The organism is Brevibacillus schisleri, assembly GCF_055685845.1.
Genome location: NZ_JBVNDM010000001.1, coordinates 5,346,647 through 5,367,363 on the forward strand (window position 1 = coordinate 5,346,647; position 20,717 = coordinate 5,367,363).

The following is a 20,717-nucleotide window of genomic DNA, read 5'->3' on the forward strand; positions in this document are numbered from 1 at the left end:
ATAAGAATGAATATAATCATATCCTCTTTTTCGCTAATATTCAAATGAACATTTTATGGATCATACAAGTGATTTTCATTACCAGTCATGTTGTACCAAAACAAAAAAGCCTCATCCAAAAGGATTAGGCTGATCATTCCTGATTGTGATTCCCTTCCAAAACTCGTCGGATATTGCCCTTGTACTGGGTGAGCAAGCGGCTTGCGTCCTCTGCTTGCAGCCCTGTTTTTTGCATGACGATCGCCAGTTTTGCGTCACCATCTGCCTTGTGCAACAGTACGTCAGCCTCATCAGTGGAGACGTTGGTCGCTTCTGCCACGATTTGTTTTGCCCGTTCCTTCAGTTTCTCATTGGTTACCTGCACATTGACCATCAAATTTTTGTACACTTTCCCCAACCGTACCATGCATCCGGTCGTTATCATATTGAGAACCATCTTCTGCGCCGTCGCTGCTTTTAAGCGAGTCGATCCGGTCACCACCTCTGGCCCTACTACCACATTTATCGCTACATCCACACCTTGGCTGATCTGCGCCACCTGGTTGCAGGACACCGAAATGATTTTTGCCTGCTGCCTTCTTGCTTCCGCCAATGCTCCGATGACATAAGGTGTCCGACCACTCGCTGCAATTCCCACCACAGCATCCCCTGCCTTAACGCCATAGGCAATCACATCTTCCCTGCCATTCTGCTCCACGTCTTCGGCTCCTTCGACTGCCCTGACGATCGCTTTTTCTCCGCCTGCTATGACTCCCTGCACCAATGAGGGGTCCGTCCCAAAGGTCGGGGGGCATTCAGCAGCATCGAGCAAGCCCAATCTCCCACTCGTTCCTGCTCCAAAATAAAAGAGTCTTCCGCCGTTTTCCAGACATTCTGCGATCAAGTCAACGGCCGCTGCAATCGAAGCCAGTTCCTTTTCAACGGCAAACGCAACTGTTTTATCCTCTTCATTCATAATCTGGACAATTTCCATCGTAGAGAATTTATCCAGCTCTTCCGTATTCCGATTCCTTGTTTCTGTCGTTAAATCACGCAGGTGAAACTTCATCCAGTTACCTCCCACCCATCTACACTCATCTTCTCTTTCTACCCCACACCATGCTGCTTTTTCTCCGATGGAAACAGGCTAACCGGAAGATGTCCAGCGGCCTTTCGTTCGCCAAACAAAATGTCTGCCACAAGCTCTATGGCATAGTACGAATGGTCGTAAACGGCGAGATACGCATCCACCTCTGGCATTACCAAGAGATCATACGGGTTTCGCAGGGCAACAGCCACGACCTTTTTCCCCTGTTGAATGAGCCGATTCACCAGCAGCGATTGGCCTTTAAAGATATGGGCATTGTACGTAAAAACGACGATTTGCTCCGTGGCTGCCATCACATGCGCCGCCATCTCCCCTTCATCCTCTGTCGGGTTGAGCGTCGACATCATATAGTATTCAACTTCACGGTATTTTCTCAATGGTTCGACCAGATCGCCAGAAGCTGCTTGCCCATCCTCTGCCAAAGTAAGATTGGCAAGCCCCAGAAAAATGACACCGAGCGGTTGCGTGCTTCTCTGTAAAGGAAGTAGCTGATGTTGATTTTTCACCAAGGTTATGGCTTGGGCGAGCGCACTTTTCGCCATGTCTGCATGCTGGACACGGTCAAAGGAAGGGCCTTTTGCACGTAAGCAATGTTCCCAAGAAAGAAATCGTTTCTTTAATTGAAGCACGCGATTTACAGCTTCGTTGACCCGCTCCTCCGACAGCTCCCCCGAATGAATAGCCGCAACGAGTCGATCGTACGTCTTTTCCTGAACTTCATGCGTGTGGGAGACCAGCACCAGATCAATCCCAGCCTGCACACAACGAACCGCCGCTTCCGCAACCCCGATGGTACCCGCAATGGCAGCCATCTCCATGCAATCGGTTATCGCGACCCCATCAAAGCCGAGAGACTCACGCAATATTCCCGTTACGATCTCCTTGGAATACGTAGCAGGAGAGCCTGACGCATCCATGCTGGGCAAACTGATATGTCCAACCATCACCATGGGGACTCCAGCCGCAATGCAGCGCTGGAATGGAACCAACTCGACCTGATCCAGTCGCGTCCGATCATGCCCAAGCACAGGAACGGCTTCATGTGAATCGATGCTCGTATCACCATGACCGGGGAAGTGCTTGATAGAGGGAATAACACCACTCGCAAGCAAGCCTTGAATGGCGGCCTCTCCAAACCGCGCCACCTGCTCTGGCGCTTCTCCAAAAGACCGCACCCCAATGACAGGATTGTCCGGATTGTTGTTCACATCGACCGTCGGGGCGAAATTGACTGAAATCCCAGCTGCACGCAGCTCTTCACCTGTTGCCTGGTAGATGCGCTTGGCTTGATCGAGATTGCCTGTGGCCCCCAAAGCCATCGCTCCGGGGAAGCGCGTCGCCCCTTTTTGCAGACGGGAAACCACGCCATTTTCCTGATCAGTCCCGACCAACAGCGGATAGGGATGCCCAGACTCATACGCCCAGCTCTGGAGCTTTTGTACGCGCTCATAGGTCTCCTCCGGTGTCCCGATATTGCGGCTAAAAAGAATCACGTTGCCAATCTGTTTTTGTTTGATCCACACTTCCATTTCTTCGGGAATATCCAGCGTAGGGTAACCAATCATCAGCAGTTGCCCGACCTTCTGTTCCACCGTCATATGTTCGGCTTGCATGGAATCCTCCTCCCTATCGACTTACTCTTGTTAAGAGAATGCTTTGCCGTACTTCGCATACTGCTTCCAGCTGCGATAGCCGAGCCTCGCATAGAAGTCGACCAGCGTCGTCCAATCGATGACAATGTTTGAGATACCGCGATTTCGCAAAGCCACAATGCCTGCCTCCACAATCGCCAGTCCCAAGCCCCGTCCTCTGTACTCCGAATCCACGCCCAACGGACCGATGCCGCCCAGCCCATCTGCAAACAATGGTGCCCAGTATACGTTTTGGGCAATAAATGGGGAATTGGCATCATTGATCCGGCAAAAACCGACGATCTCACCGTGCAGCTCCACCACGACGAATTCGCGTCCGGTTCCTCCCCGCTCAAAATAGTGTATGGCTTCATACTCCCAGCGTCCGGGAAAGCATCGATGCAAGAAGGCCAAAAAGGCATCTTCGTCCGCCCTCGTCAACAGGCGAAAACGGCCATCTGGTACCTCTGGCAACTCCAGCTCTGCTGGTTCGGGATATTGTCCTAACAGATCATTCTCCAACCGATCCTCCGAATGATACCCTTGTCGCTCAAACCACGCTTTTACCTCCGCAGATTCATCGGGTATGCCAGGGAAATAATGATACGGATCGCGCCCCAGCAAGACCTTTTCCACCCCTTGCTCTCGCAACGCATTTTCTGCTCTTGCCAGCAATTCACGCCCGACCCCTTGTCCGCGATGTGCTGTAGACACGAGCAAGACCTGTATCCAGCCAATGCCTCTTCCCAATTGAATGTCGAGCCTTTCCTGCCAGCATTTGGCTACGACAAAACCGACGGGACGCTTTGTCACAGCATCTAGCGCAATCCACGACCCGGCTTTGACTACATTCTGATCCTCGAAGCTATTTTGCCGCAGGAGCTCCGTCCGCATGGGAAAGCGATCACCCAACTCCTGATTCCACAGCTCGCACAGAGCGTCCGCATATTGATCGTCCCAAGGTACGTATTGCATCGGATGTCAGCCTCCCTTACGCCCTATTTCAATCCAGAAGTTTTAGAGCCTTCCACAAAATATTTCTCCGCAAACAAAAACACGATCAAAATCGGGATCAAGCTGATCAAGGCCCCTGCTACCAGCAGTTGATCCTCTGTCTTGTACTGACCACTCAAAGACAAAATCCCAATCGGCAGTGTAAAGTTCTCGTCCGAAATGAGATAAATGACTGGCGCCAAAATCTCATTCCACTTCCCCATAAACGTAAAGACCGCCAGTGTTGCCAAGGAAGGCTTGCACATCGGCAAAAACACCCGCCAGTAAATCTGGAACGGATTGCAGCCATCCAGCTTTGCCGCTTCCTCGTAATCCTTCGGGATATTTAAAAATGCTTGCCTCATTAAAAAAATGGCAAACGGCTGTCCGAGCCACTCCAAAATCCAAAGCGGAGCCAACGTGTCGAGCAGTCCCAAATTTTTAAAGATAATAAACTGCGGGACTATCGTGACGATCCCCGGGATCATCATTGTTCCCAGCACGATCATGAACAGCGTGTCGCGGAAAGGAAAACGCAGCCTAGCAAAGGCAAAGGCAATCATCGAGCTGGACAATAAGGCCCCGATAACAGAAAGAATCGCGACAATCAGACTGTTGATCGTATAGCTGCTAAAATTCGCCTGTTCCCACACGGTTGTATAGTTGCTCCATTGTGTTGGATTGGGCAGCCATTCTGGCGGAAATTGCATGTACTGCTTGTAGGTTTTCAGCGAGTTAAACACAGTCGTCAAAAACGGTACCAGCATAATCAACGCACTCGCTATGACAAACAGGTATCCGACGATTTTATTGAGTGGAAAACGCTTTTGCATGGTTACCTCCTTGCCTCTTAATCATAATGAACCCATTTCTTTTGCAGCTTGAATTGGATGAGCGTAATGGCAAGCAGGATAAGGAACAACACCCACGCGATAGCAGAGGCGTAGCCCATTTTGAAAAAGCTGAATGCTTGACGGAACATGAATAGCATCAGGACGAGGCTGGCGTTATTCGCACCACCTGTCGAGCCTGCCTCTGTAGAGCCTCCCGTCATGACAAAAATCTGTTCGAAGTTTTGGAAGGAGTAAATCGTATTCAAGATGATGACCAGAAACGTCGTGCCGGAAATCATCGGGACTGTCACCCGCCAAAACTTTTGCCAAGCGTTCGCTCCATCTATCGAGGCTGCCTCATACATGTCAGAAGAAATTCCTTGCAGCCCAGCGAGAAAAATAATCATCATGTAACCGACTGATTTCCAGATGGCGATGAGAACCAAGACCGGGATGACCCAGAATTCATCAATCAGCCAGTTTTGCGGGGCGATGCCCAGTTTGGTCAGAAAAGCATTGGCAAAACCGATCCGCTGGTTAAATACCGCATCCGCTACATACGCGATCACGGTCCATGAGGAGATAACCGGCAAAAAGTGAACCATCCTGAAAAATTTCAGTCCCTTCAGCTTTTGATTCAGGGCTACCGCTAACAGCAACGCCAAAAACGTTTTGGCCGGGACGTACAGGATCGTAAAATAGACCGTATTCCATAACGAGTGATAAAACAGCGGGTCTTCAAACAGCTTTGCGTAGTTGTCCAAGCCCGTCCATTTGGGCGGATTTAAAATATCGTAATCCGAAAAGCTAAAGTACAATGACGCGACCGATGTTCCCACGACGAAAACGAGAAAGTGGATGAGATAAGGGGAGACCAGGAGCAGTCCCCATCTCCCCTCGCTATCCAACCATTTTCTCTTTTTCACAGCAGGCTTCGCCTGTTGCTTGGTTTGCAGCTCTAGCATGGTTGGCACACATCCTCACTGATAGATGACTACTGCTTCTTGAAGAAATCATCCAGAACTTTTTGAATGCCTTGGTCTGTTTTCGTAATGAAGTCGTCCGTTCCGTATTTATCCATGAACAGCTCCGCCAGATTATCCGTGAAAACCTTCACCCACTCGGTAAAGACAGCGTTGGTATCAATCGTGCCTGCGAACTCCAAGGTATCGAGGAACACTTTTTTGTTTTCCGGCTTCGTGGCTGGGTTTAGGAACATTTCGGAATTCGCCACTGATTTTTTCACTGGAATAGCTTCGCCTACTTCTGTCCACTCTTTTTGCGCTTCATCAGATGTCGTCCAGTAGGTGATCCATTCTTTAGCGGCCTTGACCTTCTCTTCCTCTGCTTTTTTGTTGATGACCCATGAGTTGGCGATGACGGGTGCGAAGCGTTTGCCGTCCGGCCCTTTTGGCATAGGAGCGACATCGTAATTCAACCCTGCACCATTCATCGAGGTTGTTGCTGCGTAAATATCGATTTGCATCGCTACAGCCCCGCTCAAAAACGCTTTGAAGTTGCTTTGGAACGCCTTTAGATCAGCCGGATTCGGGAATAGCTTGCGCTGCATGCCGTCGACCATCCACTCGACCGCTTTTTTGTTCTCTGGGCTGTTGATAATCGATTTTTTCAACGTCGGGTCCAATACCCCGCCACCATACGCTTTCAAGATGTTAAACGCCCCGCGTGAGCTACCGAAAAACGCGAAGCCGTACTGCTTCACTGATTTTTTGTCAAAAGCAGGATCGTCTGCATTTTTCCCGTTGGCATCGAGGGTCAGCTTCACGGAAGCCGCCTTCAAATCATCCCAGGTCCAGTCAGCCGTAGGGTATGGTACGCCCGCTTTGTCGAACAAATCCTTGTTGTAGAAAAGCGCTCCGACTTGGATGCCCTGCGGCACACCCCAATACTTCCCGTCAGAGTCTTTGTTGAACTCCAGACCGTTGAGCTCCTCTTTGCTGATTTCTTTCGTGACGTAGTCGGTGATGTCGAGAATCGCGCCACGTTGGGCGTAGCCAAATACTTTTGTCCCGTCGCTCTGCCAAAGATCAGGTGCATTCCCAGCCGCGATCTGAGTCGTCAGCTTTTGATAGAAGTCATCATATGGTGCTGTCATTGTTTTGATTTTGATGTTCGGATGTGACTGTTCGAATTTTGCGATAATTTCTTCCATCTTTTTCTTCGTGGGCGGATCAGAGTTGTAGCCCATATACAATTCGACTTTGTCCCCCTGCTGTGTGGAGGACTGGCTGCTACATCCGGAAATAAGCAATGCCGCAGTTAAGCCAATCAAACCGAGTACTGAGAGAAACCTTCTCTTTTTCATGGAAAACCTCCCCAATTGCAATAAGTGAAAACTTGCATAGCTAACGATATTTCCAAACGCCCTCACGTACTTCTAGCTACATGTGGATACTTTGAAGGTAATGGACTTTTTACTGATGATAGGATAAAAGGATAAAGGCAGGAGTTTGTGTAGTCTAAGGAGGAAGTGGGAATCAGAATGGCTCGGAACAGGTGCTACGTTTTGTTCAGAACGCTTGATATTGTGCAACGATTCGCGGATGCGCAGCAGCCCGCCATTCAACACGATATCACCCCTTTAGTTTGCAGATTTATTAAGCGCTTACATTCTGGTGAGACATGGTAATGGATTACATATTTTGTATTATAGACGCTTGAAATAAAATATCAAGATGAATTGTCAGATTTGAAATAAAATTTCAAAACTATTTTTCGACACTTTCTCCCTCCGTTCGTCTGTTATAAAATTTTCACAATTTGTCCCGTTACTTATTCGAATCTCTTTCCGTATTAAATCATGTACACCCAACTGACAAATAATGGGGATGATCAAAATGACCAAGCGTAAGGTACTCGCATTCACCCTGATAGCGGCACTCCTTTTGCCAAACACACCTATTCTGACCAACGAAGCCGCAGCAGCCTCTTCCCACAAAGAGAAAGCAACTGTAACTGCGACCAAGTTAGAGGAACTTTCCATAAACGATCTGAATCAAAAAGCAAAAGCGACTCTGAATCACGTCAAAGAAGCCATCCCTGACCTGAAGAACTATCACATCACCTCCATCGTAAAAGAGAAAGTTGCCGCCACTTCTGGTCCGATCGAACGTCTGGAAGTAATCTTGTCGAGCAAACCAGACGGTACTACCCCAGACTTCGGAGTTGTCCATGTAAACGCAAGTACAGGAGAGTTGATCAGCGTCGACATTCAAAACGGACTCCCCTCTTCGAAAGAAGTTTTAGGTGATGAGGAAGCGATCAAAAAAGGCAAGGAGCACCTCAAGCTTTTGTTTGGAAAGCAAGCAGAAAAATACAAGTTCTCACAGATTAACTCCTCTACTGTCCAGGATAACAAGACACAGGTTCTTGTCATTTATACTTCCCCGGATCATACCATCAACGTGACCCTGGATCGTGCCGGAAAATTAAAGGCTGTCAAAAAAGACATTTATCCCAAAGCAGCGGGCAAAAACAAAAAACAAAAAACTTTTGCCCAATGAAAAAGAGACGGTTCTGCCGTCTCTTTTTTGATGCTACCGAACCAACCTTACAACCCTGTAATATTTCGTAAGGTAAATCAATTTCCCATTTCTCTCTTATCGATTAAAATTCTCCTGTTACATGTAAAGGGGGATCTCCAAAATGAATGGCATGGAAATCAACATTCACTATTTTCGCTTGATTAATGACTTGGGGAAAGAGTATCCGGCTCTCAATCCCGTGTCTTTTTACGTAGCGGAATATACGGTGTTTATTCTGGCGTTGAGCGCTTTGGTGTATTGGTTTACGAGAAAACATGAGAATCGCATCATGGTCGTTTGTGCGACATTTACGTTTGTCATCGCTGAGCTATTCGGGAAAGTAGCTGGAAGCCTTCATTCGAATAATCAGCCATTCACAGAGCTTGCGAATGTCAATCAATTGGTACAAAAAGCGGTCGACAATTCATTTCCCAGCGACCATACGATCTTGTTTTTTTCCTTTTGCATGACCTACTGGCTTTTTAGAAAGACGACGGGGCCACTCTGGATGCTGCTTGCTGCTTGTGTCGGGCTTTCTCGCATTTTGGTAGGCGTTCATTATCCGGCAGATGTCATTGTGGGTGCCTTGATCAGCATTGGGTCTGCCTTGGCGGTCTATATAATCGTGCCGAGATTGAGTTTTGTCCATACTCTACTGGCTTTCTATGAAAAAGCAGAGCAAGCGATCTTGCCTGCCAAATCGAAGACGAGAGACTTTTAATTCACCGCTACGTCCCTGTAATCGTTCCACCATTAACATGCAATACCTGGCCCGTGACATATCCCGAATCATCCGAGGCCAGGTAGACATAGGTCGGAGCCAGCTCAAACGGCTGTCCTGCGCGACGCATCGGCGTGTCGACACCCAAAGTTGTGATGTATTCTGCCGAATAGCTGGATACTTGCAGCGGTGTCCAGATTGGTCCAGGAGCAACTGCATTCACCCTGATGCCTTGCTTGACCAATTGAAGGGACAAGGAGCGGGTAAAGGAGACGATGGCCCCTTTGGTTGCTGAATAATCAACCAATTGCGGATGACCGGCATAGGCAGTAACCGATGCCGTACTAATGATGGAACTGCCAGGCTGCAAATGCGGCAACGCCTCTTGTGTGATGTAAAATAAGGGGAAAAGGTTGGTGCGAAACGTGTCTTCCAGTTGCTCGCGACTTATCTGGAGGATGCTTTCTTGTGGAAACTGTACGCCTTGATTCAAAACAAGCACATCCACTTTGCCAAAACAGGCAACCGTTTGGCGTACCACCTCCCGACACCAAGCCTCGTCGCGCAAGTCTCCCGGCAGCAGCAAACATTGCCCTCCGTAATACTCAACGACTTGCTTGGTCTCCTCGGCGTCGATGTGCTCATCCAAATAAGGAATCGCTACAGTTGCCCCCTCCTTCGCAAAAGCAACCGCTACGGCACGGCCGATCCCGCTATCTCCACCCGTTATAATCGCTACCTTTCCCCGAAGCTTTCCGCTTCCGATATAGTCAGGATTATCGAAAATCGGTCGCGGGACCATCAAGTATTCCATCCCCGGTTGTCGATCCTGATGCTGAGGCGGAAACGTGAGGGGAGTTTCTTCGCAAGTAGTTTTGTAACTATAGTATGGGTATCTCGGATACATGGAAAATACCTCCTGTACGGTTTCAGTCGATATCGCCATGATATTCGCCTACCCTTCTTGATGTGCGCCGTGTACGCCATCAAGGGCACAACATGGAAGGAAAATGGCCTTTATGTATGACATGACCTTTTCCCTTTATGAGACAATCATTTTAATGAACTGAAGTATAACAGGAACCCCTTGTACAGGAATGTCACTCAAGATCAAAACTCCCGGCTGGACCACATACAAATTGGGAGGTTGTAGCATTCCATTGATGAATAGATTCACAACCGAAACTTCATTCGGATCCAGAATCCCGGAAGTACTGAATGGCATGACAGCATCACTGTTGGTATACACATTTTTGACTCCATCTGATATTGCTGTATACTGATAGGTTTCTGTTCGTATGATACCAGGCGTACATGGACATGGGGGACAGGGAGGACACGTGGGGGAGGGCTTTACTGGGAAAATCCCGGGACAACCTAATGGCTGGACGATTTGCAGACACTGTCTCCTCACGGTGTATGACTGTGTGACATAGCGCCTCATGAAATCACTCGTCCTTTCTCGAAGTGCTTCGACCGTTCACTCCGATTTACACATATAGTGAACCCCAGGCACATTCCATCCACCTGGGGCCACCATCCTATTCCTCTTAGTTAACGACAAACTCTACAACTACGGGTGTACCACCGTTTTCGGCATCTCCACCTGGAATCGTGATCGCTGTTGTTGTGATTGTGGAAGTACTGCCTGGCTGAATGACCCCATTGACGTAGAGATTATAAAAAGCAAACGTACTAGGAAATGCTGTCGCAGCAGCGCCAGCGTCAGTGGTAAATGCAGTTGCCGCAATGGCAAACGCTGCACCAGTACCAGTTCCAGCACCCATGGTGGACGTAAATCTCAATGAGGTTAGATACGGTTTAACAATCGGCACATTGAACACCTCCTCCTCTAATTAATCCCTACTAGTAAATGATTGGTTTCATCTGAATGAAACCGACAAATGACAGTAGAAACAAGCACATTTCCCCTTAAAAGAATATAATTGGAAAACGAAACCACCCTCCCACTTTTACCAGTAGGAGGGTTACATGATTTCTAAGCTTGAAACAGTACTCGCAACTGCTCTTTTTCCGCGTCACTCAATACGTATTCTGCCATCGGGAAGAGCACACTCTCTTCTTTAAAGAAATGTTCCATGAGGATTTCTATTGACTTCAACAAATGAGTGTGGACCGCTTCTATTTCAACTGGTTCACACTTTTCCTTTTCTACGATTCGCATGAACGACATCAGGCTTTCATGAATAAGATCATGCTCTTCCTCCATGACAGCAATCGGTCCCATCTCCCGTTCGATATAGTTAGCCATCAGGGGATACAGGTCTTCCTCCTCGCGTCTGGAGTGTTTCTCCAGTTCCGCTCGAAATGAGGACGCCAGCTCATAGAGCTCTGTTAAGCCTTTTTTTCGTTTCGTAGGTTTGGCAGTAGCTTTCAGGTTATTTGCCAGATGTACGAGCTCATTCATCTGCTCAGCTAATGCTAGATGCTCGTCTTTCAGTTTTTCCAGGGCTGGACACAGCTTCCTTCTCCCTTCAAACTCCTGCATCATCCCCATACATCCTATAGGCGGTGGTCCCATTACAATCCCTCCATCTACTAGTGGGAGTTAGTTACCAAAAGAAAATGCGATACGCTAGCTGTCCCCGATTGTCCCTAGCAACCATGCGAATACAGTCATCCTCTTGCGAAAAAGAAACCGGTCCATTCTGGATGGGAATCGCAACAAACTGGCAAGGATTAAAATAGAGTCGCAGATGCTCCTCATCCTCCGTGATCTCCCATTTTGCCAGCTGCCTTTCCAAGAGAGCCGGACTGTGTGGTTCGGCATTATCCGCTAAATCTTGAATGAGTATCCCCATTTTTTTATCCACCAAGGCAGGCAGCTCCTGATGAAGCTCGGCAATCGTTTGCTTACTAGGATTCATGGCAACTGATCACACTCCCTTTCCCAGATTATTTCCCTTGTTCTCTTCGATCTCGCTGGTCTTTTCTCAATACCATCCATGCCAGTGGGAACAACACTACCGTTGCACCGCTGAGCAAGAGCACCTCCATATATCGCTGTGCAAAATACATGTTGACTGTGTACTGCGTGCAAACAATGCTGGCGAACAAGATCAATGCTAATAGGATGACACCTCTATAGCTGCTCTTCATATTTCTTCACCCCTACAGCGTATACGGCTCCATCTTTCTCTTGCAGCAAAATTTCCGGAAGTGGTCTTCTTGGGGGACCAGCGAGCGGATTACCTGTGGCGATATCAAATTTCCCATGATGGCAAGGACATAGCAGCTCTTTCTCATCCCGGTCCCAAAATACCGGACAACGTAGATGGGTACATGCATTTTGATACGCCTTGTATTCCTTTTCCTTCACATAAACGAACAACGCGCTGTCATGCTCTCCTGGATAAGCAAATTCAATCGCATCTCCGGGTTTTATATCGCTGAGATTCGCGATTTTTTGTGTGGGATACGACTTGCTGGATGAACTCATCAGCTCCTTGGCAGCTAATGCTCCCCATGGCAGAGTAGATGCCGCGAAAAAACCGGCCGCTCCTACCATTGTTTTCATAAAACTCCGTCGATCCAGACTACGCTCATTGGAACGATTGATGTTATGCGTGTAATTGTCATCCTTCAACGGAATGGGGCGGGTTTTCTCGTTCTCCATAAGGTATATCTCCCCTCTAGAATAGCTTCTGTTTGCCCTGCAGAATGCCAGGCAGGCTAATTTTCACATTGGTTTCGCCTTCCAGCACATCCGGGTCGTGGCTGGCAGTCCATTTGCCATTGGCCAAAGGAATCTGTGCCCGTTTTTCTTCCAGCTCTGCTTCCTCAATCCACTGCAAGGTGTTTGTCGGGCAAACCGAAGCGCACATCGGCGGGATTCCCTCTTTCGTACGGTCGTAGCATAGATCGCACTTGTACATGAGATTCTGTTCTTCATCAAATTTGGGAATCCCATAGGGGCAGGCAATCGTACAATTTTGGCAACCGATGCATTTCTCTACCAAGGCTGACAATACGGCCCCATTATCTGCGATTTGAATCGCCTGAGCAGGACAGCTGCGGGCACAAGCAGGATTAACGCAATGGAAGCACATGAGCGGAATCGTTTGTCTGCTGATAAACGGGTCGACATCCAGTACGTAGTTTCGGTTTCGGTTGTCGTGACCTCCACACTGTGTACACGCCGCCAAGCAGCTTCGACAACCAATGCAATTATCCATTTCGATGTATAAGACTTGTTTACCCATGGCGAACTCCTCCATGTTTGTGCTTGATGATTTTCGCGGCGCACGCTTTAAACTCTGGCATTTTGCTATATGGGTCCAATGCCGGGTTGGTCAGCAGATTGATAGACTGCGCTTTTCCCCAATGGTACGGAACAAACACCGTATCCTCTCGAATCGCCTCGATCACTTTCACGCGGTACTGCGCCTCTCCTCTTCTCGTTTTCAGAGTGACCAACTCATCGTGTTCAATACCGTAACGTGTCGCTGTTTTTGGGTGAACCTCTAGCAGCGGATCAGGATACATGTCCTTCAAAAACGGGATTCGTCTTGTCTGGTTCCCGGACAAATAGTGAAACACAACTCGTCCCGTCGTTAACCGCAAAGGATATTCTTCATCCGGCTCCTCCGCTGGCGGACGGTAAGGCAGCGCACATATTTTGGCTTTGCCATCCGGGTGATAAAATTTTTTATCCAGGAATAAATGGGGCTGTCCCTCGTCGCCTTCCTCGCGGCACGGCCAGAAAACACCATTGTTTTGATCAATTTTCTCGTAGGTGACGCCGTAGTAGTCAGCTACTCCGCCTTTGGAGACCTGACGTATTTCATTAAAAATATCCTGAGGAGACTTCAAGTGAGTAAAGAATTGTCCGCGCCCCATTCTTTTGGCGATTTCGATCTGAATCCACCAGTCAGGCTTAGATTCGGCAAACCATTCCTGTGCCTGACGGTGACGAATGATGCGTCCTTCGAGATTGGTTGTGGTTCCATCGTCCTCTGCCCAAGTCGTAACGGGAAGAACAACATCGGCGTATTCAGCTGACTCGGACAAGTAAAAGTCGCAGCAAACCATAAAATCCAGACTTTTCAGGGACTCCCGAACATGGTTTAGATTTGGCGCACTTACAACCGGATTGGAGCAGAGTAAGTATAAGCTGCGAATCGTTTTATCCTTCATGAGCTGGAACATCTCATAGGCTGAGACACCTTTCGGCGGCATCTCTTCCGCGGGAATGCCCCATGCACACGCTATTTCACGCACATGTTCAGGATTGTCGAGCTTGCGGTAGCCAGGCAATTGATCGGCTTTTTGCCCGTGTTCCCGCCCCCCTTGACCGTTTCCTTGACCAGTAAGGGTTGCTACCCCTGATTTTGGGCGGCCAATCTTGCCTGTGACGAGTGACATGTTCGTATAGGCCGATACGTTATCCGTTCCTTTCGCCTGCTGTTCCACACCACGGCAAAACATCACAATCGCATCGGGTGCCCTCCCAAAAATGTCGGCAGCCCGCACAATCTTCTCCACCGAAACCCCTGTTATTTCGCTGACATACTCCGGTGTGAAGGTAGCAACTACTTCTTTTGTTTCTTCAAAACCATTCGTATGATTTCGAATAAAGTCTTCATCTATATGCCCATTCTCGATCAGGAGATGAACGATTCCGTTTGCCAACGCCAAATCTGTACCGGGCCGCAGATCCAGGTGGATATCAGCTCGACGTGCCAAAGGTGTTTCCCTTGGATCGGCTACGATCAGATAGCCGCCTCGATTTTGCACTTCCCAAATACGGAACATGCTGGTTGGGTGACACTCGGCCGCGTTTGATCCGGCCAAAAACAAGCAGTCTGTTTGGTGAATGTCCGTCCAGGGAATGGTAGAACCGCGGTCAATCCCCAAGCTTCTATTCAATCCTGCCGCGGCGGAGGACATGCAGAAGCGGCCATTGTAGTCGATATAGCGAGTTTGCAAGGCGACCCGCGCAAACTTACCCGTGAGGTAGCATTTTTCGTTCGTCATGGAAACGCCAGAGTAAACAGACAAGGTATCTTTCCCATAGTTGTGCTGCAACTCCTTGAACTTGGAAACGATCAAGTCAAGCGCTTCTTCCCATGACGCTTCCCGAAAACCTTCCGCCGTGCCTTTTAATGAAGCATCTGTTCGAATCAACGGCCGCTGTATCCGATCCGGATGATTCACCTGCTGATAAGCCGTCACCCCTTTTGGGCACATCTTCCCCAGATTAACAGGGAAATCGTATCGTGGCTCCACTCCAATAATCTTGTTCGTCGTTGTATCTACACGCAGGTTCATCCCGCATTGCATACCGCAGTAGCTGCAGTGCGTGCTGACCAATTTCTCATTCGGATGTATCTTGTTTTCAATTACCTTAAAAAATTTATCCTTTGGCATGTTGATTTGCCTCCCTGGCATTGATCTCGTGCGTAGGAACTCCTGTGAAGCGGAACATCCGGTATTTTCTGCGGCACGGCAAGCAAAGTTCAGCCAAGTGGAATCCTTCTTCCATTTGAAAAGCCATTTCGTTTTTACCCAGCACGTTGATTACATCTGCGGACTGTTCCGCAGAAACAAACTCGCTGCTGCACACTTTGCACTTTTTCATTTCCTGCTCGCCATAGTGCTCGCGATAATTGCGTGCAAACACACTCATGGGACGGAATGGTATGTGAGCCAGTTTTCCGAATGGCAGATAAATCAATGTTACAATCACTGCAAATTGATGAGTGACTGATATGACCGGGTGCCCAAAGCCCCCTAAGAACATGTTGCTTGCGGTTAACATCAAGCCTGTCACGCTAATAAACAGCAGCAGGTATAAAGGCAAAAAGTCGTAGACAAAGGATTGTTCAGCCCGTGCCTGCATGTTCTTTAATCTGCGATACAATGCCATGACTGCTCCACCGATGACCATAAAAGCAGTAATGTTCAACGCGTTGTAAAAGAGAAACGCAATCCAGCCATCCGCTTGTACGGTCAGAACATCCACACCCATGAACACGACCTGATAGTAGCCATTGTCCGTCATCGTGAAGTACATCCAGCCAAACACTAACGGAAAGGTGACAAACGCGGCCAGGATGCATCCCCATCCCAGCAAAATGTGCTGTGTCCAGCGGTACCATCCCCGATTCCAAATAAAGCGATAGATGGCCAGATGATCCACTGCTGTATTCGCCGTGCTTTTACGAAAGAGAAGGCGTAGCCCCTTTTTCAAAATGACATTCGTTGGCGGGCGATCTGCCCACGCAGAAAATCGATAAAGGAAACCTCCGATAAAGACAAGGGTCCCCACCATATAGCCGTAAAGCGCCAAATCAATATGCGTGAAAAAACGTGTTCCCACGTAACTTAGGACGAACAAGCAAGCAATGATGATAAAAGCACGCTTCGCCACCTTGGAAGCAAATAGATAGTTCATACAACACCCTCCCTGCTGCTGCTCATTTTTTCCTTTCGCTCGAGACCATTGTAGCAATGGCTCGAAACCCAGGTTGTGATTTATCTCACACCCCTGCCACATACAGGACGATTTCCTCTTCCCAAACTATCAATTTATGATGATATAATGAGTTACCTATGTATCCTTGTTGTAAGGGGGACCCACATGACCGGAAATGGTACAACGTTTGTCGCGCAGATTTCTTCCGATTTTGTGAATAGCCTTGAGACGTTTTCTGCTCGGAAAAATTTCGTTCCCGGAGCCGTTCTTTTTTTGGATGGTGAAAGTGCCGATCAGCTATTCTTAATTTCGTCGGGCCAAATCAAGCTCACAAAAAACACGAACGATGGAAAAGAATTAACACTGCAAGTATTTGGTGCAGGAGAGCTAGTTGGCGTTTCCGGGCTCTTCGAACAGGAACTGACGTATACCTCCACAGGGACCATGTTGATGGAGGGTGAGGTATGGATCATCCCGCGACAAGGGTTGGAAAAAATGCTCATCAAAAACGGCCAATTTTGCGTAGACTTCCTGCGTTGGATGGGATTGATGAATAGGCGGATGCAGTCCAAATTTCGCGATTTGCTACTCAATGGCAAAATCGGCGCCTTGTATTCAACGCTCATCCGCATGAGTAACACGTACGGCAAGCCACACCCCGACGGAATCCTCATCGACCTTTCCCTTACCAATCGTGATTTGGCACAATTCATTGGTCTGACACGAGAAAGTGTCAACCGGATGCTTTCCGATCTAAAAAAACAGGATTCCATCGATCTGCTTCCCCACGGGCATATCTTGATTAAGGACCTTGCCTATTTAAAAGAAGCGATTTATTGTGATGATTGCCCACCTGATATTTGTCAAATGTGAGCAAAGTCTACATCCTTTCCTGCAAAAAAAAAGTCCTGGACTTGTCCGTCCAAGACTTTTTTTCATCAGTGATTCAAGCTGCTTTATCCATGTCTTTGCTCCGCGAGCTCGCTGAACATGCCAGCATAGTACTCGACGTCACCTGCATCGTCCAGAATCGCGCTAATCGTTAACCATTGCAGATACTGATCCCCATTCTTCCGGCGATTCCAGATCTCTCCTTGCCAATAGCCATTCTTCTTGATCGAGTCCCACATCTTTTGATAGAAATCGGCATTCTGCCTGCCTGATTTCAAAATATTAGGGGACTTGCCAATCACTTCATTCATCTCATAACCGGTCACTTTCGTAAAAGCGTGGTTCGCACTTTTAATGACTCCACGTGTATCGGTAATCAGTATCGCCTCTCCCGTCTTTTCCATAATGGTGGCGGCAAGTTGTAGCTTCTCTTGATAAAACATCCACATTACCAAGACCAAGCTTACCAGCGCAAACTGAGATAACGCCATGAAACCAATCGCGTAATGCCCGGTCAGATTAAACAGCAGCGTTAAAATCAACGGCGGGAAAAATCCTCCTAATCCCCCCATGGCAGATACGATCCCGTTCACAATCCCCGCTTGTCGCGAGAAATACATCGGCACCAACTTGAACACAGCACCGTTACCGATTCCGGCACATACCGCTACCAACAAGCACCCTACTGTATACATCAAAATCGATGGCGAAAACGATAAGACAAGACCAGACAAGGCGAGCCCGGTAAACACAATCATCAATGCCTTGAAGGGGTTCCACTTATCTCCAAGCCAGCCCCCCAATGGTCTCGCAAGTGTCGCCAAAAGAATGAACCCTGCCGTTCTCATACCTGCATCTACTTTATCCAGTTGGAAATGGCTCACTAAAAAATTCGGGAGATACACGGTGAAAGCGACGAAGCACCCAAACGTAATAAAGTAGAACAAGCTGATTAACCATAGCTTTTCGTTTTTGTAGACACTCTTTATCTGCTGACCAAGAGGAGTGACTACCTTAGGTTCATTTTTATCCCCCATAAAGAAGGTAAGCACTGCGAATCCCACAAGCAATAGCATAAACATCTGTACAGTGGTTGCCCATCCAAACGATTTAGCCAGAACTGGCGCTGCAAAAGTGGTGATCGCTGTACCAATATTCCCCATACCGTAGATTCCGTTTACAGAACCATGCTTCTCTTTCGGATAGTATTTAGGTAGAGACGTGACACCAACGGAAAACACCGCTCCGCCTATCCCTATAAATAGCCCGCCGATTAACAAATCGGTATACGTGGTCGCCTGACTAATATAGAAGACAGGAGCCAGCAGCAAGAGAAAGCTGATGCTAAATAATAGTCTCGCGCCAAATCGGTTACTCCAATATCCAACTGGGATTCTCAGCAGCGATCCAAGAAGAACAGGAATCGCTGTCACCCACGCCACTTCGCTTGCACTCATGGGTACGGTTTCTTTGATAAAAGGCATGAGCGATGACAGAATGACCCATACCATGAAACCGACCGTAAGACTCAACGTCTGTAATGGCAACTGCCATTTTCGTACCATAAACAACACCCCTCACTTGGGAAATCTTCTTCATCCACTATGATAAGAGGCAAAGTTTGGTTTCGTTGTGATTTTAATCACAGCTCCTTCCCGGCAATCCGCTTATAATCAAAGCGAAATCTTGAATCGAAGGAGTGGATTATACATGTTTTGTTATCAATGTGAACAGACTCCATCAGGTGGTTGTAAGGTCATCGGTGTTTGCGGAAAGAATGAAGATCTTGCGAGTATTCAGGATACCATTATTTTTGCTTTAAAAGGAATTGCAGCATATGCCACACATGCTCGACAACTGGGATATATCGATCCTGAAGTGGACGGGATTACACAGGAAGCTCTTTATTTTACATTGACGAATGTGAATTTCAACTTGGATGAACATTTGCAAATGGCTATGAAAGTAGGGAAGGCCGCGATAAAAGTCATGGAGCTTTTGGATCGGGCTCATACGGATCATTTCGGAGTGCCACAGCCAATCACTGTCTCGCAAAATAAAATAGAAGGAAAATGCATCGCTGTTACGGGACACAATCTGTTTGCTCTCGAAGAGCTGTTAAAACAGACAGAAGGCAAAGGGATCAATGTATATACGCATTCCGAAATGCTGCCTGCACATGGCTATCCCGCACTGAAGAAATATCCTCATTTGAAAGGGAACATCGGGAAAGCATGGTACGATCAACGCCAGTTGTTTGAGAAATTTCCCGGCGCTATCCTGGCTACAACAAACTGTGTGATGCCTATTCGAGGCAGCTACGCCGATCGTTTCTTTTCGTATGATATAACCGGTTTGGAAAATGTAACGAAAATCGAAGAAAACGATTTTGCGCCGCTCATTGAAAAAGCATTGTCTCTTCCTGAGGTTTCCATCGAATCGGAACTGACATTGACGACTGGCTATCATCATAAAACGGTCCTGGGCATCGCCCCTGAAATTATTCAGGCAGTCAAGGAAGGAAAGATCAAACGCTTCTTCGTCATCGCTGGTTGTGACGCCCCTGGCAAGGGTGGCGAGTATTACCGTGAATTGGCTACGTCCTTACCGCCAGAAGCAGTCATTCTTACGACCTCCTGCGGGAAATTCCGTTTTAACGATGTAGATTTCGGCACCGTGCCAGGTACCGACATCCCAAGATATATCGATTTGGGACAGTGCAATAACTCGGTTTCTACCATTACGATTGCGGCTGCATTAGCCGATGCCTTCGAGTGTGAAGTGAACGAGCTGCCGGTAAGTATCGTTCTTTCCTGGTTTGAACAAAAAGCGGTTGCCATCCTGCTCGGTCTGTTTAGCCTGGGGATACAAGATATACGGATTGGCCCAAAATTGCCTGAGTTCATTCAGCCCGGTGTTCTGCAAGTATTACAAGACTTGTTCCATATTCAGTTGATTGGTGATGCTCAAGAAGATATGAAGCAAATGCTTGGAATCACTCAATAGGCTGTCACCTGTAACCGCACATCACAAAAGGAGGCACCTTCTTCTAACAGGAAGGTGCCTCCTATTTCCTTACAGCGGCAAATGCGTAGCGGCCGTCCATGTTCCCACTTCTCCTGCCCGCACAGATGGGGGCTTCATTCGAACCGTTCCTCGTAATACATAATGTCGCAGCCCAAGGGTTGGCTCGTCTTTGTAAGCAAAGGTGCCAACAAAATTGGCATAAGGTGATTCAATCGTGATTTGCCTGGATCTCTCATCCCAACTTCCTTGTATGGGAATCGGAGTACCACGGAAATTAACGGTACCGCTGACCCTGCCATTCGAGACATTGGATAACACCAATGTGCCTAACGTGGTTGGTCTTCCACCGAAGCTCGCTTGAATTTCCCATGTAGAGGGGTACGGCAAGCTGACCCGAGTCATCTGTCCAATTGCCACGGTCGACCTCTCCTTTCGATTGACTTGAGCTTGAAGTCAAAATGTACGATACAGTATACGTCGCCATCATGAATCTTCCCGTAGGCGGACGCACAACTTTATTTTTGACGCAAAAAGAGACGGTTTCCCGCCCC

General features: G+C 47.9%; 22 protein-coding genes. 4 read left to right on the forward strand and 18 right to left on the reverse strand.

Annotation, left to right across the window (positions count from 1 at the left end):
* Positions 1 to 133 precede the first annotated feature (133 nt).
* Genes murQ through ACUUHJ_RS25395 form a run of 6 tightly spaced genes read right to left on the reverse strand, consistent with a single transcriptional unit; the run spans position 134 to position 6,870 of the window.
* On the reverse strand, positions 134 to 1,048 hold the full coding sequence (murQ, locus tag ACUUHJ_RS25370) for an N-acetylmuramic acid 6-phosphate etherase (protein ID WP_015892942.1): 915 nt from the start codon (positions 1,046 to 1,048) through the stop codon (positions 134 to 136).
* A 38-nt stretch (positions 1,049 to 1,086) separates the two neighbouring features.
* Positions 1,087 to 2,700, reverse strand: coding sequence for a glycoside hydrolase family 3 protein (locus tag ACUUHJ_RS25375; RefSeq protein ID WP_472300279.1), 1,614 nt, complete (start codon positions 2,698 to 2,700; stop codon positions 1,087 to 1,089).
* Between the two features lie 30 nt (positions 2,701 to 2,730).
* A complete protein-coding gene (locus ACUUHJ_RS25380) occupies positions 2,731 to 3,693 on the reverse strand; it encodes a GNAT family N-acetyltransferase (RefSeq protein WP_472300280.1) in 963 nt (320 codons plus the stop codon).
* A gap of 23 nt (positions 3,694 to 3,716) precedes the next feature.
* Positions 3,717 to 4,544, reverse strand: coding sequence for a carbohydrate ABC transporter permease (locus tag ACUUHJ_RS25385; RefSeq protein ID WP_015892945.1), 828 nt, complete (start codon positions 4,542 to 4,544; stop codon positions 3,717 to 3,719).
* A gap of 17 nt (positions 4,545 to 4,561) precedes the next feature.
* Positions 4,562 to 5,509 carry a carbohydrate ABC transporter permease gene (locus tag ACUUHJ_RS25390; RefSeq protein ID WP_289674350.1) on the reverse strand — a complete coding sequence of 316 codons (948 nt, stop codon included), beginning with the start codon at positions 5,507 to 5,509 and terminating at the stop codon, positions 4,562 to 4,564.
* 29 nt (positions 5,510 to 5,538) lie between these two features.
* On the reverse strand, positions 5,539 to 6,870 hold the full coding sequence (locus ACUUHJ_RS25395) for an ABC transporter substrate-binding protein (RefSeq protein WP_015892947.1): 1,332 nt from the start codon (positions 6,868 to 6,870) through the stop codon (positions 5,539 to 5,541).
* 532 nt (positions 6,871 to 7,402) lie between these two features.
* Here ACUUHJ_RS25395 and ACUUHJ_RS25400 point away from each other — a divergent pair.
* Together ACUUHJ_RS25400 and ACUUHJ_RS25405 are read left to right on the forward strand one after the other, a co-directional pair.
* Complete coding sequence (locus tag ACUUHJ_RS25400; protein ID WP_472300281.1) at positions 7,403 to 8,068, forward strand: hypothetical protein; 666 nt, start codon at positions 7,403 to 7,405, stop codon at positions 8,066 to 8,068.
* A 142-nt stretch (positions 8,069 to 8,210) separates the two neighbouring features.
* Positions 8,211 to 8,810 (forward strand): undecaprenyl-diphosphatase, encoded by a 600-nt coding sequence (locus ACUUHJ_RS25405; RefSeq protein WP_472300282.1) that lies wholly within the window; start codon positions 8,211 to 8,213, stop codon positions 8,808 to 8,810.
* 7 nt (positions 8,811 to 8,817) lie between these two features.
* On the opposite strand, the gene ACUUHJ_RS25410 is transcribed toward ACUUHJ_RS25405, so the two are convergent.
* The 10 genes from ACUUHJ_RS25410 to ACUUHJ_RS25455 all read right to left on the reverse strand — a co-directional run bounded on the left by ACUUHJ_RS25410 (position 8,818) and on the right by ACUUHJ_RS25455 (position 16,227).
* On the reverse strand, positions 8,818 to 9,717 hold the full coding sequence (locus ACUUHJ_RS25410) for an SDR family oxidoreductase (RefSeq protein WP_472300283.1): 900 nt from the start codon (positions 9,715 to 9,717) through the stop codon (positions 8,818 to 8,820).
* Positions 9,718 to 9,852: 135 nt separating this feature from the next.
* Entirely contained in the window at positions 9,853 to 10,254 is a 402-nt protein-coding gene (locus tag ACUUHJ_RS25415) for a DUF4183 domain-containing protein (RefSeq protein ID WP_472300284.1), read from the reverse strand.
* Positions 10,255 to 10,360: 106 nt separating this feature from the next.
* Complete coding sequence (locus tag ACUUHJ_RS25420) at positions 10,361 to 10,645, reverse strand: DUF4183 domain-containing protein (RefSeq protein WP_289674356.1); 285 nt, start codon at positions 10,643 to 10,645, stop codon at positions 10,361 to 10,363.
* Between the two features lie 164 nt (positions 10,646 to 10,809).
* Positions 10,810 to 11,322 carry a hemerythrin domain-containing protein gene (locus tag ACUUHJ_RS25425; protein WP_472300285.1) on the reverse strand — a complete coding sequence of 171 codons (513 nt, stop codon included), beginning with the start codon at positions 11,320 to 11,322 and terminating at the stop codon, positions 10,810 to 10,812.
* A gap of 61 nt (positions 11,323 to 11,383) precedes the next feature.
* The gene (locus ACUUHJ_RS25430; RefSeq protein ID WP_472300287.1) at positions 11,384 to 11,698 is read right to left on the reverse strand and encodes a hypothetical protein; all 315 of its coding nucleotides are present in this window, start codon (positions 11,696 to 11,698) and stop codon (positions 11,384 to 11,386) included.
* 28 nt (positions 11,699 to 11,726) lie between these two features.
* On the reverse strand, positions 11,727 to 11,930 hold the full coding sequence (locus ACUUHJ_RS25435; protein WP_048034491.1) for a hypothetical protein: 204 nt from the start codon (positions 11,928 to 11,930) through the stop codon (positions 11,727 to 11,729).
* On the reverse strand, positions 11,914 to 12,447 hold the full coding sequence (locus ACUUHJ_RS25440) for a Rieske 2Fe-2S domain-containing protein (protein ID WP_472300289.1): 534 nt from the start codon (positions 12,445 to 12,447) through the stop codon (positions 11,914 to 11,916). The genes ACUUHJ_RS25435 and ACUUHJ_RS25440 overlap by 17 nt, the downstream gene beginning before the upstream one ends.
* A 16-nt stretch (positions 12,448 to 12,463) precedes the next feature.
* Positions 12,464 to 13,033 carry a 4Fe-4S dicluster domain-containing protein gene (locus tag ACUUHJ_RS25445; protein ID WP_088909171.1) on the reverse strand — a complete coding sequence of 190 codons (570 nt, stop codon included), beginning with the start codon at positions 13,031 to 13,033 and terminating at the stop codon, positions 12,464 to 12,466.
* On the reverse strand, positions 13,026 to 15,200 hold the full coding sequence (locus tag ACUUHJ_RS25450) for a molybdopterin oxidoreductase family protein (protein WP_472300290.1): 2,175 nt from the start codon (positions 15,198 to 15,200) through the stop codon (positions 13,026 to 13,028). The genes ACUUHJ_RS25445 and ACUUHJ_RS25450 overlap by 8 nt, the downstream gene beginning before the upstream one ends.
* A complete protein-coding gene (locus ACUUHJ_RS25455; protein WP_173605162.1) occupies positions 15,187 to 16,227 on the reverse strand; it encodes a hypothetical protein in 1,041 nt (346 codons plus the stop codon). Before ACUUHJ_RS25455 ends, ACUUHJ_RS25450 begins: the two co-directional genes overlap by 14 nt.
* Before the next feature lie 186 nt (positions 16,228 to 16,413).
* Here ACUUHJ_RS25455 and ACUUHJ_RS25460 point away from each other — a divergent pair, with 186 nt between their 5' ends.
* Complete coding sequence (locus ACUUHJ_RS25460; RefSeq protein WP_472300291.1) at positions 16,414 to 17,121, forward strand: Crp/Fnr family transcriptional regulator; 708 nt, start codon at positions 16,414 to 16,416, stop codon at positions 17,119 to 17,121.
* A gap of 83 nt (positions 17,122 to 17,204) precedes the next feature.
* On the opposite strand, the gene ACUUHJ_RS25465 is transcribed toward ACUUHJ_RS25460, so the two are convergent.
* Positions 17,205 to 18,704: a nitrate/nitrite transporter gene (locus ACUUHJ_RS25465; protein ID WP_472300292.1), complete on the reverse strand. Its 1,500-nt coding sequence runs from the start codon at positions 18,702 to 18,704 to the stop codon at positions 17,205 to 17,207.
* A 145-nt stretch (positions 18,705 to 18,849) separates the two neighbouring features.
* On the opposite strand from ACUUHJ_RS25465, the gene hcp reads away from it, so the two are divergent.
* Positions 18,850 to 20,145, forward strand: coding sequence for a hydroxylamine reductase (hcp, locus tag ACUUHJ_RS25470; RefSeq protein ID WP_472300293.1), 1,296 nt, complete (start codon positions 18,850 to 18,852; stop codon positions 20,143 to 20,145).
* Positions 20,146 to 20,214: 69 nt separating this feature from the next.
* On the opposite strand, the gene ACUUHJ_RS25475 is transcribed toward hcp, so the two are convergent.
* The gene (locus ACUUHJ_RS25475) at positions 20,215 to 20,583 is read right to left on the reverse strand and encodes a hypothetical protein (RefSeq protein WP_472300295.1); all 369 of its coding nucleotides are present in this window, start codon (positions 20,581 to 20,583) and stop codon (positions 20,215 to 20,217) included.
* Positions 20,584 to 20,717: the final 134 nt, after the last annotated feature.

Excerpts from the sequence above, each read along its gene's own strand:
- ACUUHJ_RS25400 (WP_472300281.1), top strand. The coding sequence starts at position 7,403 with ATGACCAAGCGTAAGGTACTCGCATTCACCCTGATAGCGGCACTCCTT.
- ACUUHJ_RS25385 (WP_015892945.1), bottom strand. The coding sequence starts at position 4,544 with ATGCAAAAGCGTTTTCCACTCAATAAAATCGTCGGATACCTGTTTGTC.
- ACUUHJ_RS25415 (WP_472300284.1), bottom strand. The coding sequence starts at position 10,254 with ATGAGGCGCTATGTCACACAGTCATACACCGTGAGGAGACAGTGTCTG.
- ACUUHJ_RS25380 (WP_472300280.1), bottom strand. The coding sequence starts at position 3,693 with ATGCAATACGTACCTTGGGACGATCAATATGCGGACGCTCTGTGCGAG.
- ACUUHJ_RS25390 (WP_289674350.1), bottom strand. The coding sequence starts at position 5,509 with ATGCTAGAGCTGCAAACCAAGCAACAGGCGAAGCCTGCTGTGAAAAAG.
- ACUUHJ_RS25425 (WP_472300285.1), bottom strand. The coding sequence starts at position 11,322 with ATGATGCAGGAGTTTGAAGGGAGAAGGAAGCTGTGTCCAGCCCTGGAA.
- ACUUHJ_RS25440 (WP_472300289.1), bottom strand. The coding sequence starts at position 12,447 with ATGGAGAACGAGAAAACCCGCCCCATTCCGTTGAAGGATGACAATTAC.
- murQ (WP_015892942.1), bottom strand. The coding sequence starts at position 1,048 with ATGAAGTTTCACCTGCGTGATTTAACGACAGAAACAAGGAATCGGAAT.
- ACUUHJ_RS25460 (WP_472300291.1), top strand. The coding sequence starts at position 16,414 with ATGACCGGAAATGGTACAACGTTTGTCGCGCAGATTTCTTCCGATTTT.
- ACUUHJ_RS25435 (WP_048034491.1), bottom strand. The coding sequence starts at position 11,930 with ATGAAGAGCAGCTATAGAGGTGTCATCCTATTAGCATTGATCTTGTTC.
- ACUUHJ_RS25455 (WP_173605162.1), bottom strand. The coding sequence starts at position 16,227 with ATGAACTATCTATTTGCTTCCAAGGTGGCGAAGCGTGCTTTTATCATC.
- ACUUHJ_RS25465 (WP_472300292.1), bottom strand. The coding sequence starts at position 18,704 with ATGGTACGAAAATGGCAGTTGCCATTACAGACGTTGAGTCTTACGGTC.
- ACUUHJ_RS25410 (WP_472300283.1), bottom strand. The coding sequence starts at position 9,717 with ATGTATCCGAGATACCCATACTATAGTTACAAAACTACTTGCGAAGAA.
- ACUUHJ_RS25445 (WP_088909171.1), bottom strand. The coding sequence starts at position 13,033 with ATGGGTAAACAAGTCTTATACATCGAAATGGATAATTGCATTGGTTGT.
- ACUUHJ_RS25375 (WP_472300279.1), bottom strand. The coding sequence starts at position 2,700 with ATGCAAGCCGAACATATGACGGTGGAACAGAAGGTCGGGCAACTGCTG.
- ACUUHJ_RS25430 (WP_472300287.1), bottom strand. The coding sequence starts at position 11,698 with ATGAATCCTAGTAAGCAAACGATTGCCGAGCTTCATCAGGAGCTGCCT.
- ACUUHJ_RS25405 (WP_472300282.1), top strand. The coding sequence starts at position 8,211 with ATGAATGGCATGGAAATCAACATTCACTATTTTCGCTTGATTAATGAC.
- ACUUHJ_RS25395 (WP_015892947.1), bottom strand. The coding sequence starts at position 6,870 with ATGAAAAAGAGAAGGTTTCTCTCAGTACTCGGTTTGATTGGCTTAACT.
- ACUUHJ_RS25450 (WP_472300290.1), bottom strand. The coding sequence starts at position 15,200 with ATGCCAAAGGATAAATTTTTTAAGGTAATTGAAAACAAGATACATCCG.
- hcp (WP_472300293.1), top strand. The coding sequence starts at position 18,850 with ATGTTTTGTTATCAATGTGAACAGACTCCATCAGGTGGTTGTAAGGTC.